Source organism: Pseudonocardia sp. NPDC049154 (assembly GCF_040648315.1).
Taxonomy (GTDB): Bacteria; Actinomycetota; Actinomycetes; order Mycobacteriales; family Pseudonocardiaceae; genus Pseudonocardia.
In genome coordinates this window covers 1-13,753 of the sequence record NZ_JBEZDN010000016.1, presented here as the reverse complement: position 1 = coordinate 13,753, position 13,753 = coordinate 1, and the positions used below count along the sequence as shown (strand labels likewise).

Genomic DNA, 13,753 nt, shown 5'->3' with positions numbered 1-13,753 from the left:
TCTCGTGATCCGGATCCTTCGGCCACTTGGCGTTTCGACGGAACGCGCTTCGCTCGCACAGAACACAGAGAAACCTAGATCGGGAGGAAAAATGGACTACTCCGCACAATTCGACGCCCTGCAGAGGACCGTCACCGAGGCAAAGGCGGCAGCGGAGACCGCCGCGACCGAGTCCCGCGACCAACTCCGGCAGCGGATCGACCAGGCCCAGACCGACATCGACCTCGCCGCCCATGACGCCCAGCAGCACACCGGCGCCGCAGACGCCGGTGAACGCAGCAAATGGGCCCAGATGAAGGCCGACGCCGCCGCCAAGAGGGATGACATCAAGGCCAAGATCGACGCACGCAACGCCCAGTTCGACGCCGACATCGCCGCCGGCGACGCAGTCCTGGCGGAACAGGCGGCATACGACGCCATCGACTACGCGGGATGGGCCGTCGACAACGCACGCCTGGCCGTGCTGGACGCCATCGACGCCCGCTCCTACGCCGACGAACGCGCCAAGGCCACCAGCAGCTAGGCCCTGCCATCGCCCGGTCCCAGCACAGCGGCCCCGGACTCAGCCGGGCCCGGCCGCTCCGTCCGACGCACAAGTCCGACACAAGAAGGAAGCACAACATGTACACGGACACCCCGCAGCTACCCGGCATCGCCGGACGCCTGCTCAAACGCGAGGCAGCCCGCTGGTGGTGGGCGCCCCTCGTAGCCGGAATCATCTGGTTCCTCATCGCCTGGCTGGTGCTGCGCGCCGACATCACCTCACTGGCCACCGTCGGCGTCCTCGTCGGCGTGGTCCTCCTGGTCGCCGCGGTCACCGAGGCAGGCCTGGGCGCGATCATGCTCGGCGGCTGGAAGGTGCTGCACTACGCGCTCGGCGTGGTGTTCCTACTCGGTGCGCTGTGGTCGTTCGTCCGGCCCGTCAACACCTTCTTCGCGCTGGCCTCGATGCTGGGCCTGCTGCTGTTCCTGCAGGGGGTCTTCTACATCGCCCGAAGCCTCGCGCTGCGCGACGAAAGCCCCTACTGGTGGCTCGGCCTGGTCTCCGGCGGACTCCTCGTGCTGCTCGCCCTCTGGGTCTCCACGTCCGACCGGACCTGGGACCTCGCCGGCCGAGCCGTCTTCATCCTGCTCTGGGTGGGGTTCATGGCCATCTTCCGTGGAGTCTCCGACCTCATGCTGGCCTTCGAACTGCGCAGGCTCGGCAAGGCGCGCCCCCGCGAGCTTGTGTCGGAGGGCGACGACGCGTCGCAGGCCGTTCCGGCCGAAATCCGCCGGTCACGCGCAGGAACGCAGCCTGACTCGCAGCTTCGCTCGTAGAGCGGTGGCCGCGTGCCGAACCCGGAGCGCGGCAGGTCGACCGGCCGCGCCCGCCCCGGGTCCGTCAGCAATTCCCGGGAGCAGTATGCGCGGTCAGCCGAGACACACGCCGCCAGGACCTCATCGACGACGCGCAACGGCCACCGTCCGTTGGCCGGACCGAAGGCTCCTCGTTGTCGGCCTCGCCTACCGTCACGCCATAAGACGACCGCCCTCCGGCACGGCATGCGCGACGAGCGCCTCTCGGAGGTGGACGACGCCCTTGCGCGCGTGACCTCCGGTCCCCGTCCGCGCGGCGCGGGGATCCGGATCGCGCTCGACACGCTGCGAGTGCGGCTCCACGTCATCCACGAGCGCTGCGCCTCGATCGACGCGAAGCGCTGGTCCGAGTACCGGGCCGCGCTCGACGCCGGCCTCGACGAGCTCGACTCCGAACTCACCCGGGTCACCGAGCACCCCGACCCCGAGGACCTCGACGAGCTCCTCTACCCCCACCTCACCCGACTCGAGCTCGACGCCTGGCGCGTACGCGCCACCCACATCGCAGGAACGAGCGAGCCGGACTCGGTCTCACTCGACCTCATCGCCTACGCCCACCGGCAGCTCGACTCCCAACACAGCGGTACCGGCCTGCCGAGAGGCGACCTGGAACGGATCATGGACGCGATCCGCGACAGCATCCCGCACGCCGGCACCGGTCACGGGCCGCGCTGACCGCCTTCAGCCACACCCGGGTCCCCGCCATGACGAACACCCGCACGGACGATGCTCCGCGCTCAGCCGGTGAGCGGCAGCTGCCCGCGACAAGGCTTCCAGCAGGCGACACCGAGCTGAACGCTCGACTACTAAATCGATCGAGAACCTACCGATCTTCGCTCTGCACGGGTGGGCTGGGCGCCGACGAGGCGGGTGGCCGACGGTGCACCAGTGGCACCGGCCCGGGCGGTGGGGGGACACGCCGTCCGGGCCCCCATTCACCCGGAGGCGCGGTGGCTCGCTCTCGTCGCGCTCGAATGGTGATCAGTACCGTGGAGCCCGGCATCCACGCCATCTCGATCGAGGGCAAACTCGACGCCGACGCCGGTCTCCGCCTGAGACGGCTCGTCGCGGCGCGACTGACGCTCATCCGCTCCGGCCGTGACCTGACCACCCGGTGCCTGGTGATCGACCTCGGTCTCGTCGATCGGGCGACGAGCCTCGGCCTGGAAGCCGTCATCCAGGCGGGACGGGACACGAGCCGGACGTCGGCGTCGTTCGCCCTGACCGGCGACCAGACGGTGTTCGGGGTCCTGCCGCGCGAGGACCGCGCGGTGATCTCGGCGCTTCCGTGCTACTCCAGCCTCGCAGAGGCCGCGCAGGCGCTCGGCGCCTCCTCGCGCCGCCTGTCCTGATCGCTCGTCGAGGTCGCGTGAGAGCCGCTGATCCTCGGGGCCAGGACAGGACAACGCACTCCTTCAGCCGCAGCCGTGCCCGAGGTCCCGACTGGCGAAACCGGCTAGGCCGATCCGGCGCCCCCGTTGGTCCGGACCAACTCCCGCTCGCTGTCGCACGGTCCGGAGCTCGGCGGGAGGAAGTCGTCCGGCCCCATCGGGCGCAGGGCGACCACCGGCCGGGCGACCGCGAGCCGCACGAAGTGCTCGGTGAACCACGCGCTCCAGCACCGGTCCACCCCTCGTCGGTCGGGCCGCTGCGGCAGGCCGCGCCAGCCGCATTCACAGGCGGGGACCAGCGCGGTGAACGTGCCCTGGGCGCAGCGAGTCACATCCGTCCAGATGTCGGACAACGCTCCGTTTCGATAGCGGCCGGCGATGTAGCCCTCGTGCTCGTCGGTCGCCTCGTCTGCTTCGCGCCCGATGAACAGCATCCGACTATGGTGCGGCGAAAAGCGGTCGGGCGCGAGTCGCGTGCGGACTCTTCACCACACCCGGTTGCCGAGCTCCGCGCCCGGGTGTCGCCCGCCACTTGCGGTAACGCTCCGCCCACCGCCCGGCGGCCAGGTGAATGGCTCCCCTTCGCCGGCCGAGGCACTGTGGCCGGTCACCTGCTGATGCCGCTGACTCGCCGTAGTCGAGCACCGTGATGACACCGTCGTCTCGGCGTGGCTGCACGACATCGGCTGCGCCCCCTGCGTTGCCGACCCCGGATTTCACCCACTCGACGGCGCCCGCCGCATCCACGCCGTTGGTTTCCCGCTCCGGGTCGCCGGACTCGTCGCGTTCCAGTCCGCCGCCATCGCCAAAGCGCAGATCCTCGGGTTGGACGACCAGCTCGCCGAGTTCACCGACCAGCAGCATTACCGGCGATCTGCTCGGCTACTCCGACAGGACCACCGGACCCGGCGGAGCGCAGTCACCGTCGACGACTGCATCGCCGAGATCCGGCAGCGACGCGCTGACCAGCTCGACACCATCCCGCGCTCGACCACAGCCTCCACCCACGCCGTGCCACCGTCGAACGCGCCCAACGAGGGCTCGACCAGCGAGACCACCGAGCCCAACCCCGCCTGATCGACTAAGCAGCGTGCCGCCGCGGGTGACGGTGTCGTGCAGGAAGTTGCCGGGAGCGGGACTCGGTGGCGACGTTGGATCGTGTCCGTTCAAGGGCGACGCCGCTCGACGTACCAGGAGGCGGTGGGGCGTGTGTCGCCGGACCAGCGGGCGACAAGCCGGAGGCCCGACGAGGCCTCGACGTCCTGCAGAGCGTCGTCGCAGTCGTGGGAGCGAAGGTCCTGATCCTGGGTGGTCGGGACGGCGAGAGTGTCTGCGATGGTCATCGTGATTCCCCTTCTCGAGTGGCTGGCGTGGTTTCTGTTGGGAGAACCCTCCCGCCGATCCCGGCCCCCCGACCGTCGACCCGACGCCCGATACGCGGGGGGACGGCCTGTCGGGCGATCGGAGGACGGCGCGCGCTATGACTGAGCCGCCGTCACGATCTCGGGGCCATCGACCCGTCCCGGCCGGGCAGGTCGGGCTCTCACGACAGCGGGGCCCGACACACATCCTCACCACATAGGTAACGCCCTCCAGGCGACACGTCCCGATCACCGACCTCCCGGGCCCGACGGGTGCCGTCGGCTGCAGCTCTCACGACGCCCGGAGGCAGGAGCCCCTCATGTCCAGGAACCCGCCGAGCACCGACACCCAGTCCGATCGGGCGTCCACCGTCGTGGTGGGGACCGACACCACTCCCGCCTGCGACGTACCGGTGGCCTACGCACTCCGCGAGGCGGCCCGTCGCCGCGCCCGTCTGCTGGTGCTGACCATTCTCGACGTCACCGACCACCCGAACGCCCGTTACGTATTCCCCGACTTCGTGCTGCCGAGCGACGCGTTACGGGACTCGGCCCGCCAAGCCGCCGAGCAGCAGGTGAATCGCGTTGCCGCCGGGCTCCCCGAGCAGGACCGCCCCTCGCACCTCGGCGTCACCGCGGTTGTCGGCTCGCCGGCGAGAGAGCTGGTCCGCATTGCGCACGATGCCGATCTTTTGATCGTCGGACGCCGACGCAGCGGGGTGCGCGAGCTCGTTCTCGGCACCACCGCGATCGGCTGCGTCCTTCACGCCGCCTGCCCGGTCACGGTGGTCACCACAACCGCTGCTGCGCAGCCGGCTCCGCAGACCACTCCCCCTCGGCCGCTGCAGAAGCCTGACCAGCGAAGTCACCCGACAGACCAGTGCCTCGGCCGACCGGTCCAACTCGGCGCGATCCGGGTCCGTACGACCTGCCCGTCGACGTCGATTCCAAGCGGGCGCGCAACGCGCGTCAACCGCAGTTGACGAATTCAGCGTCAATGATAGGTCAACGCTTGTTGACGACGTGAGCCCGACGGGCTCGGTGCAGTCGAGCTCCGAAGGAGGCGCCCGGACAACGTCGTCCGGCGCCACCATCGCGTCGCCGATCAATACGGCCAGCCGCCGGCGTAGCAGAGTCGTCGACTCCGGTGAGCCAGCCTGCGAGAGCCGATCGCACGTCAAGCACGGGCGTTGCCGTAGGCAAGTTGGGAGGGGGCGGGCCCGCCTGTGGAGCCACCGGCCGTTCACCTGGCGCGCGAACACTGGCGGGATGGCGCGCGACCGGATGCTCGGTGCCCTGCTGACGGTGGTCCTGCTGATCGCCACGGCCATGACCGGCCTGTGGTTCCTGCTGCCGGTGTGACGGCGGGTCGCCCTACAGCTTCGCGGGGAGGGTGACCCGCTCCCACGCCGAGACCATCTCGGCCTCCAGCCGGTCGGCGCGGTCCTGCTCGAGGCCGTGCAGGACGCCGAAGGTGAAGCCGTTGGCGCCGTCGAGCCGGGCCCGGCCGCCCAGCTCGCGCAGCACCGGCCGCGCGACGACGGCGTCGTGGTGGTCCCCGAGGATCGACTGCACGCCCTTGACCCGCTTGCGCAGGCGTTTGGCCTTCTTGCCGAGGGCGGGTTCGGCGGCCTCCAGCACATAGCGCAGCCGCTTCGCGGCCTTACGAGCCTCGTGCAGGGATCCGTCACGGTCGTGTCCCGGCGCCGCAGCTGCCGCGGTCTCCATCCGGCGTGCCGTGCGCCGATGCGCCTTGCGCACGGCCCGGGACAGGTCACGGCTCGACGACGTGGACCTCGCCCCCGTCGTGGGCGGCTCGCTGAGCAGGGCGTCGAGACGCTCCTGCAGGAGCAGGTAGCGGTCGCTGTCGAGGGCCGCCACCGCCCGGCGCTGCCCGCCGGCCTGTTCACGGGCAAAGCGCCGGGTCAGCTCGGCCGACACCGGCCCGAGTACGACCTCGGGAGGCAGGGCGTCGACCGCCTCCTGGAACCGCGCCGAGGTGACCTCGGCGTCGCGGGCCGGCGCCAGTTCGCCGCCGAGCCAGCGCAGGTCCTCGACCAGCTCGCGAGTGGCCTCGCGATCCAGCACCCGGCGATACCCCTGCAGGATGCTTCGCACGCGGCGGGCCGAGACCCGCATTCGGTGCACCGCGTCCGGGGTCTCGAGCCGCACCAACGGATCGTGCGCGCGCAGCACGTCGACCTTCTCGGACACGTAACCGAGCACGACCTGCGCACTCGTGAGCTTGCGCCGCTTGCCCTCATCGCTGCCCCCGGATCTCGCCGGCAGGCGGTCACCGAGGACCCTGCTCAGCTTGGACGGCGCCGACGAGCGCCGCGCACCATAGCTGCGCAGCTCCTGCTCGATCGAATCGAGCAGGCCTGCCGGTGCCGGCCCGGTCAGCTCGACCTCCAGCTCCCGCCAGTTCAGCTCGCCCGGACTCGGGTGCAGGGCGATGCCGTGCATACGGTCCTCCGCGAGCTCGGCCAGCTCCTCGCCCTGCGGGTCGACCAGCCCCCAGCGCCGGCGTCGGGTCACCAGCTTGGCCACCGGGTCCAGGCGGGCCCCACGAGTGTAGACCCTGGTCAGGGCGACCAGCGCCTCCGGCGGACGGGTCTGCTGCCCCAGCGGTCGGCGGATCTCCTCCCGGGTGTCCGCATCGACCGGCAGCTTCAGGTGCCAGCCGGCGTCGTCGCCACCGACCCGCCGCCGCAGCGTGAGCCCGGCCCGGGCCAGTCGCAGATCCTCCGTGTCGTAGTACGTCGCGTCCAGCTCGACCTCGTCGTGACGCCCGACGCCGAGTCCGAACGCCGACCCCGGATCGGACAGGTCCAGACGATCCGGAGCCTCGAACTTCCGCTCGGTCTCCCGCGTCCCGCCCTGGTCCGCCGTCTTCCCGCCCATACAACAGCGTTACCCGCCGCGGACGACGCGACAAACGCACCGCATCGACGCGGGACACAGCGCGGGGGCGGACACGTCCGCCTCACGACTCGGCCAGGTAGGCGTAGCTTTGCCGGTCCCGACGCGCGCACACTCGGTGCATGGCGGTGAACGTTCGGTTCGAGGACGGTCCAGCTCGCGGCCAGGTCGTCCGGTACGGCTACATGTCCGTCCCGCTCCCCAGCCTGTTCTGGACGGACTCCACCTCCGGTCGCGGCGCCGTCTACAAACGCGTCGAGGAGCTCCCCGACGTCACCGGGGCCTGGCGCTACCGGGAGTCCGTGCACCGGGCCGGGTGATCTCCCGCCGCGCTCGTCGGCGAGGCGCCCCAGGCAGCCGAGAACACCGGTCGACCGCCGGTCACCGTTAGCCCGGCCCTTCTCAGATGCTCCCCCACAGCAGTGGCCGTTGTCGCCGGTCTGCTGCCGGCTGCACGATCATGCGCGGGTCCCGACCTCGAACGCCGGCGGGCCGGCAGAAAGCAGGCCCGCGAATAGCACTGCACTCGTCCTGCGCGAGTTCGCCCGCAACCCTTTGCGGATGGCCAAGGTGACAACGAGCTCCCCCGCCCTCGCCGCGACCATAACCGCGCCGGTCCCGAGCAGCGGGGAACCGACCGTCGTGGAGCTCGGCCCCGGTACCGGAGCGTTCACGGGAGCGGTGCAACATCGCGGTACCCCGCGGCCGACACATCGCCATCGACCTCAACCCCCATCTGGCCAGGGTGCTGGCCGACCGGTTTCCCTCGGGCGACGTCGTCACCGCTCCGGCCGCCCACCTCCCCGCGATCCTGGCCGACCGCGGCATCACGCGGTCGACGCCGTCCTGAGCGGGCTGCCCTGGTCGGCCTTCGCAGGTCCCGCCGGCGGAGGACTGGTCGACATCATCGCGGCCCGCCGTCTCCACTCCCTACTCCTCGGGGTACGACCGGTCCGCCGCCGGGACGGAGTAGGTCGTGACCTCGTCCTGGGCCACATCAGGGAGATCACTTCCACCGCGCGAGTACAGCATCCAACACCCGATGTTCACCTTCGGGAAAGGTGATCTGCTGTATCACAAAAAGGTGACTCACGCCACACATGATGGGCCGGCCGGGCTGCCGGAGCGAGCCCTGCTGCGGCGCCTCCAGCTGATCCTCGCCGGGCAACGCTTCCCTGCGCACCGCTGGGAGCTGATCGCGGAGGCACACAGCTACGGTGCCGACGCCCGCTCGGTCGAGCAGCTGCAGGCCCTGCCCGAGCGTCGCTACAACAACCTGCTCGAGGTTCTGTGGGCAGTGGAGCGCCGGAGCAGGCGATGAGTCCCGCGTGCATCTGATCAAGCGTGCGCGGCGCAAGCTGCACCGGCACGTCGACAAGGCGATGGTCTTCCTGGCGCTCATCGACCTGGTGGCTGACGACGCCAGTCTGCGTGACCAGGTGATTGACGAGGGCGGGCCCGCCGTGGAGACGCCGCGCGTGGAGGAAGACGATCGTTGCTGATCAGGGTTAACTGGTCGGGTCGCGTCCTGCGAAGCGCAGACCAACAGAGGATTGAGGGGGTGCCATGGTGCTGACGAAGGTCGGTTACGGGCTGTCCGGCCTGCTGGGCGCCGGTATCATCGGGATCGGCGTCCGGTTCCTTGCGGCGCCGCAGGCGGCGGCGGCCGGTTACGGCATCCCGACCGAGCGAAGCGGGCCGGCCAGCGACCCCTACCTTGCCGCCAAGGGCGTGCGGGACATCGCTTCAGGCATTGTCGTATTTGTCCTGCTCGGAGCGGGGAAACCGCACATTCTGGGGAGGTACCTGATCGCCGCCAGCATCATTCCGATCGGCGATGGGGCCAACGTGCTGCGGCGCAACGGCTCGAAGGTCACCGCCTATGGGGTGCACGGCACCACGGCAGCTATCATGCTGGCCACCGCCGCGCTCCTGCTCAACGGACCTGAATGACGAGCTGAGAATAGGCATGTCAAAACCAAACTTGCCACAGAGCTGGCGGGTGCTGGGCTTCGGCAAGCATCCGGAGAACGCCGCGGCAATCCAGGCACGCCTGCGGAACGCTGGCTTGGCGGCCACCCATTTCGCTCTCACCGACGACGAGGCCGGTGACAGCCGGCTGATCCAGGAGTTGACCGACGCCGACTATGACGGCGTGCTGATCGGCGGCTTCATTAACGGCCAGGATCCTGAGGACCCGCCGACTGAGAAGAGAACACGCTGGTTCAACCGAATCCTCAACATTGTCCACGCTCACGCGCCAGGCGCCAAGATCATCCTGGTCCGCAATCCCGCTGACGCGCTGCCGGCCATCGGCCGAGTACTCGGGGACAGTGCGCCGGAGCACTAGTGTCCTGCCCTCTCCTCGGCGGACAGGCCTGCGGGAGGCGGCCCGCCGATCTGGAGCGCCCTGGAGATCTCCGGGGACGGTCGCCGGCATGTTGGTGTGGATGCCGAGCAGCAGCGTGGGCTTGGCCAGGGCCATCTCCCATGGCTCGCTCCTACCGCTATGAAGATCGGAAAGGCCCCGTCACCCGCACGGGCCCCCCGGCTGCGCCCAGTGCTCCGACCCTGGCCCCGGCGGCATCGCCCCAACGCAGGTGAACCGCTCGGCCACGCGGGGCGGGACTGGTCGTCCGGGCCAGCGCTGCCATCTACGGAGCGTCCGGCGCGCCGGCCTCAGCCGAGGACCCGACGGGGCCGAGTACGTCTCGGAGGTGGCGACGAGTACACGAACGCCCCTGCTGTTGCAGCTGGGCTCCTGGGCCGCCGGCATCCTCGGCCGACACGGCTGCCCACAGGCGGTCGCTGCGCAGCAGCCCGGCGATTCGTTCTGCCTCGATGCGGCTGGCCATGACAGTCACGACGATGGCGTCCACGATCTGCCCCCTCGCCGTCGTCGGCCGCTGTCGCGCCACGGCATGCCGAGTCCCCGCAAGAGGGTGGCCGTCAAGTCCGCGGTCGGCGAGGACCGGTATCCGGGTGAGCGCACGGTTGCCGCCTTCGGCCCGTCCTCCGTTCTCCGGCGCGGGCGGCCCAGTCACCGGCAGGCCCCGTTCGGGGCTGCGCTGGCCCGATGCCCGTCTTGGCCCGGGGTGCCATCACCAGTCGCAACGGTCCCGCGACGCGTGAGACGGATGGCCCTTGCTGGTGGTGCGCCGAGCGCGGACGGTTCGGCGGTGTCCGGGGCGGCCGGCGAGGTCCGCGAACGCCGCCGCCGCGGCCGGTCAGGCCGGCGAACGCGCAGGCGAGTTCGTCGAGCGGGGAGGACCGATGACATCCACAGGGGAGCCGGCGCGCGCGCCGGAGCTGGTGGGGCAGACCGTCGTGCTGGTCGGCGGCAGCGCGGGGATCGGGCTCGAGACCGCCCGACGGGCGCGGGCCGAGGGTGCCGAGGTCGTGCTCACCGGCCGCCATGCCGAGCGGCTGCGAGATGCGGCGGTGGAGGTCGGTGCGCACCGCACCGCGGCCTTCGACGCCGACGATCCAGCGGCGCTGGAGCGGTTCTTCCAAGACCTGCCCGGGCCGATCGACCATGTCCTGGTCACCGCAGGCGGTCCGCGGTACGGGCCCTTGCTGGGGATGAAGCGGGCGGAGATACTCGAGGCCCTCGGCCATCATGTCGCGCTGGACCTCGAGGTCGCGCGCAACGCCGCGCCGAAGATGCGACCGGGCGGCACCCTGCTGTTCATGGGCGGCACCGGCGGCCGACGTGTCGATCACCGGCTCGGGATCGTGGCGGCGGCGACCGCCGCCCTGCCGCCGTTCGTCGCCACCCTTGCGCTCGAGCTCGCCCCGATCCGGGTCAACCTGCTCGCGGCCGGCTTCGTCGACACGCCGTTGTCGGCCTCCTTGCTGGGAGATCGACTCGACGAGCGCCGCGCCGAGCTGCGCGTGACGCTCCCGATCGGGAGGGTCGTCGGTCCCGCCGACGTCGCCGCGCTCGCCGTGCACATCATGACCAACACGGCGTTGACCGGCGCCACCTACGACATCGACGGCGGACAACAATTCGTCACCTGACACAGGGCACGAGCCGCGTCGGCACCTCACGGCTGCGTGGGCCGAGCCAGAGGCAAGCGAGCGCGGCCGCAGAGGAGCGATCATGCTGGACGAACCCGGCCACCTTCGTGAGGGCTACGCCGAGATCGGCGACGTACGGTTGCACTACGTCGAGGCCGGCCAGGGGCCGCTCGTCGTTGTGCTGCACGGTTTCCCCGACTTCTGGTACGGCTGGCGACACCAGATCGAACCGCTCGCGAGGGCGGGATTCCGCGTCGTCGCACCCGACATGCGCGGCTACAACCTCTCGTCGCGGCCGGCCGGGGTCGCCGCCTACGAGACCGAGCCACTGGCCGCCGACATCCGCGGCCTCATCCACGAACGAGGCGCTCAGACCGCACTGCTGGCCGGCCACGACTGGGGCGGAACTGTCGCGTGGGCCACCGCGATGTACCACCCCGAGGTCGTGGACCGGCTGGCCATCCTCAACGCGGCCCATCCGAGGCGGCTCCTGGAGGGCCTGCACCATCCGGGCCAACTCCGGAGGTCCTGGTACTTCTTCTTCTTCGATCTCCCGGAACTGCCCGAGGCCATCGTGCACGCCGACCGCTGGCGGTTCTTCCGGCACTTCCTGCGCGACACCAGCCCGGCCCTCACCCCGGAGGAGATCGACCGCTACGTCGAGGCGTGGTCGCAGCCGGGTGCAGCAACCGCGATGCTCAACTACTACCGTGCCTCGGTGCGCACCTCGCCCAAGCGGGCCGAAGCGGCGCTCCGCCCGGTGAAGGCCCCCACTCTGGTCGTCTGGGGGCAGCGCGATCGCTATCTGGGCCCGGAACTGGCCGAGCCGAGCCGCGACGACGTGCCCAACCTCGACCGCGTCGAGTACCTGCCCGACGCCTCGCACTGGGTGCACCACGACGCCCCCGAACGCGTCACACAGCTGCTGATCGAGTTCTTTTCGCCCAGACCTACCACCGGACCCGGTGAAGGCGGACAAGCGTAGCGAGTCGATCACGCTGACCGGTGACGCCCTCTCCGCTCGCGCGGACGCCACCACCGGCCGATCCGGACGCCCCAGCGCGCTCAGCTGCGGGAGGTCACAGCTCAATCGCGGATGCCGCTTTTCCGGGGTGTCCGAGGAGCCGCCCGGTCGAGCCGGGCGAACCGGTCGAGAAGTGGGAGGGCCTCACCACGAGGGGCCTCGAGCCTGTCGGACCCGGGCCGGCGAGCTGCAAACGGGCGGGCTGGGGTGCGCGAAGGCCGTCGACGCGGTGGCGGACCGCTACCTCGAGCAGGGGCGGGTCATAGGAACACGCGGCCGGATCGGAACCGCTGCGCCACCGTCACGCACAGGACGGGACCGATGCGCCTGGCATGGAGCAGACGGGTCCAGGACAAGTCCGGGGCGAGAACCTCACCGTTCGTCGGCTCACCCGCGTGGGAGGAGGCCGCGCGGGCCGAGTGCGGCGACCCTGCCCGTTCACCCCAACCTTGCCGCCGGCATCACCGCCAGCTGGCCACCATCCCGGCGGGCGACCGCAGCACCCGAGGTGTCTGAACCGCACAACGCGAAAGGTGTGACCGCGGCCCCGAGCCGGCAGTGCGGGAGGGCAGATCGCGAAGGACGCCGTCGGTGCCGTCGACGACCGCCGGGAAGCAGATCAAGCCAGGGAGGCAGGAATGGCCACTTCGTTGTCGCTCGACGTGTTCATCAGCGGGTACAAGCCGATTCCCGGCGGACCGGGATGGGACGACAGCACGCCGGCCACCTGGCCGGCCAGCACATCGACGCTGATCTCCGGTGACCGCGACGCCCTCCTCGTCGACGCCCTGATGACCAGCAGCGAGGGACAGCGGCTGACGACATGGGTCCGCAACTCCGGCAAGTACCTCCGGGCAGCCTCGTCACCCACGGGCACGGCGACCACTTCTTCGGCGCCGGTCCGCTGCTCGACGCCTTCCCCGGCGCGGCGCTGGTAGCCGGCGATCAACAGGTCGTCGACGAAGCCCGTACCCAGATCACCCCTCAGGCCATGACGCTCTGGAACTCCTGGTTCGCCGGCCAGTTCCCCCAGTCCCCCACCACACCTGTCCTGGCCGACTCCCAGGAACTCGACCTGGAAGGACACCCCGTACTGTTCCGCACGATCGGCACGGCCGACGGCGCGCTCACCACGATCGTGCACGCACCAGAGCTGCACACCATCTGCTCCGGCGACATCGCCTACAACAACATCCACATGTGGCTGTGGAACTCGACGCCACAGTCACGGCAGGCATGGCTCGCCTCCCTCGACGCCGTCGCCGCCCTCGAACCGACCACCATCATCGTGGGGCACAAGGACCCCGACGCGCCCGACGACAACGCAACCCGCGTACTCGACCAGTCACGCCACCACATCGAGGACTTCGACCACCTCGCCGCCAAGTCCGCCACCGCGCCCGACCTAATCGACGAAATGCTCACGCGCTACCCCACCTACGGAAACCGCTACACCCTGTTCCTGGCGGCATCCACCCAGTTCACGGACTAACCGCGAACGCCCCGTAGGCGCCTGTCGCTCGAGGTACGACCAGTAGTGGTCGAGGGGGCGACCGGCAACATCGGCCCTACCCCAACTGAGCTTGGCCCCTGAGGCCGGACACCTCCTCTGAGGCGGACCTCGTCCGCCGGGAAGGATGTCGTTCGTGCCCGCTCCTCACCCGCCGGAGTTC

17 protein-coding genes are annotated in these 13,753 nt (G+C 70.4%); 13 read left to right on the top strand and 4 right to left on the bottom strand.

The features are described 5' to 3' along the window. The first annotated feature begins 91 nt into the window (after nt 1–91). From AB0B41_RS11335 to AB0B41_RS11320, 4 genes are all read left to right on the top strand, one after another. On the top strand, nt 92–523 hold the full coding sequence (locus tag AB0B41_RS11335) for a hypothetical protein (protein WP_358201647.1): 432 nt from the start codon (nt 92–94) through the stop codon (nt 521–523). Between the two features lie 98 nt (nt 524–621). Then, nucleotides 622–1,320 (top strand): DUF308 domain-containing protein, encoded by a 699-nt coding sequence (locus tag AB0B41_RS11330; RefSeq protein WP_358201645.1) that lies wholly within the window; start codon nt 622–624, stop codon nt 1,318–1,320. Between the two features lie 270 nt (nt 1,321–1,590). Further along, the gene (locus tag AB0B41_RS11325) at nt 1,591–2,034 is read left to right on the top strand and encodes a hypothetical protein (protein ID WP_358201643.1); all 444 of its coding nucleotides are present in this window, start codon (nt 1,591–1,593) and stop codon (nt 2,032–2,034) included. A 299-nt stretch (nt 2,035–2,333) separates the two neighbouring features. Next, nucleotides 2,334–2,711, top strand: a complete 378-nt coding sequence (locus AB0B41_RS11320; protein WP_358201641.1) for a hypothetical protein — start codon at nt 2,334–2,336, stop codon at nt 2,709–2,711. Between the two features lie 104 nt (nt 2,712–2,815). Here AB0B41_RS11320 and AB0B41_RS11315 read toward each other — a convergent pair whose 3' ends face one another. From AB0B41_RS11315 to AB0B41_RS11305, 3 genes are all read right to left on the bottom strand, one after another. After that, a complete protein-coding gene (locus AB0B41_RS11315; protein WP_358201639.1) occupies nt 2,816–3,184 on the bottom strand; it encodes a hypothetical protein in 369 nt (122 codons plus the stop codon). 4 nt (nt 3,185–3,188) lie between these two features. After that, nucleotides 3,189–3,614 carry a hypothetical protein gene (locus tag AB0B41_RS11310; RefSeq protein ID WP_358201637.1) on the bottom strand — a complete coding sequence of 142 codons (426 nt, stop codon included), beginning with the start codon at nt 3,612–3,614 and terminating at the stop codon, nt 3,189–3,191. Nucleotides 3,615–3,916: 302 nt separating this feature from the next. Beyond that, nucleotides 3,917–4,093, bottom strand: a complete 177-nt coding sequence (locus tag AB0B41_RS11305) for a hypothetical protein (RefSeq protein ID WP_358201634.1) — start codon at nt 4,091–4,093, stop codon at nt 3,917–3,919. 338 nt (nt 4,094–4,431) lie between these two features. Between AB0B41_RS11305 and AB0B41_RS11300 the strand changes: the two genes are divergently transcribed. Beyond that, nucleotides 4,432–5,094, top strand: coding sequence for a universal stress protein (locus AB0B41_RS11300; protein WP_358201632.1), 663 nt, complete (start codon nt 4,432–4,434; stop codon nt 5,092–5,094). A gap of 391 nt (nt 5,095–5,485) precedes the next feature. Here the strand turns inward: AB0B41_RS11300 and AB0B41_RS11295 are convergent, their stop codons facing one another. Then, nucleotides 5,486–7,015: a CYTH and CHAD domain-containing protein gene (locus AB0B41_RS11295; RefSeq protein WP_358201630.1), complete on the bottom strand. Its 1,530-nt coding sequence runs from the start codon at nt 7,013–7,015 to the stop codon at nt 5,486–5,488. Nucleotides 7,016–7,155: 140 nt separating this feature from the next. Here AB0B41_RS11295 and AB0B41_RS11290 point away from each other — a divergent pair, with 140 nt between their 5' ends. The 8 genes from AB0B41_RS11290 (at nt 7,156) to AB0B41_RS11255 (ending at nt 13,572) form a co-directional block, all read left to right on the top strand. Next, entirely contained in the window at nt 7,156–7,353 is a 198-nt protein-coding gene (locus AB0B41_RS11290) for a hypothetical protein (protein WP_358201629.1), read from the top strand. Nucleotides 7,354–8,075: 722 nt separating this feature from the next. Further along, complete coding sequence (locus AB0B41_RS11285) at nt 8,076–8,354, top strand: DUF2795 domain-containing protein (RefSeq protein ID WP_358201626.1); 279 nt, start codon at nt 8,076–8,078, stop codon at nt 8,352–8,354. Between the two features lie 7 nt (nt 8,355–8,361). Next, nucleotides 8,362–8,535, top strand: coding sequence for a hypothetical protein (locus AB0B41_RS11280; protein ID WP_358201624.1), 174 nt, complete (start codon nt 8,362–8,364; stop codon nt 8,533–8,535). A 64-nt stretch (nt 8,536–8,599) separates the two neighbouring features. Continuing rightward, nucleotides 8,600–8,986 (top strand): DUF4267 domain-containing protein, encoded by a 387-nt coding sequence (locus tag AB0B41_RS11275; RefSeq protein WP_358201621.1) that lies wholly within the window; start codon nt 8,600–8,602, stop codon nt 8,984–8,986. A 49-nt stretch (nt 8,987–9,035) separates the two neighbouring features. After that, complete coding sequence (locus tag AB0B41_RS11270) at nt 9,036–9,383, top strand: hypothetical protein (RefSeq protein WP_358201619.1); 348 nt, start codon at nt 9,036–9,038, stop codon at nt 9,381–9,383. Between the two features lie 923 nt (nt 9,384–10,306). Beyond that, the gene (locus AB0B41_RS11265) at nt 10,307–11,056 is read left to right on the top strand and encodes an SDR family oxidoreductase (RefSeq protein ID WP_358201617.1); all 750 of its coding nucleotides are present in this window, start codon (nt 10,307–10,309) and stop codon (nt 11,054–11,056) included. An 82-nt stretch (nt 11,057–11,138) separates the two neighbouring features. After that, on the top strand, nt 11,139–12,041 hold the full coding sequence (locus tag AB0B41_RS11260; RefSeq protein ID WP_358201614.1) for an alpha/beta hydrolase: 903 nt from the start codon (nt 11,139–11,141) through the stop codon (nt 12,039–12,041). Between the two features lie 862 nt (nt 12,042–12,903). After that, the gene (locus AB0B41_RS11255) at nt 12,904–13,572 is read left to right on the top strand and encodes an MBL fold metallo-hydrolase (protein ID WP_358201612.1); all 669 of its coding nucleotides are present in this window, start codon (nt 12,904–12,906) and stop codon (nt 13,570–13,572) included. Nucleotides 13,573–13,753 lie beyond the last annotated feature (181 nt).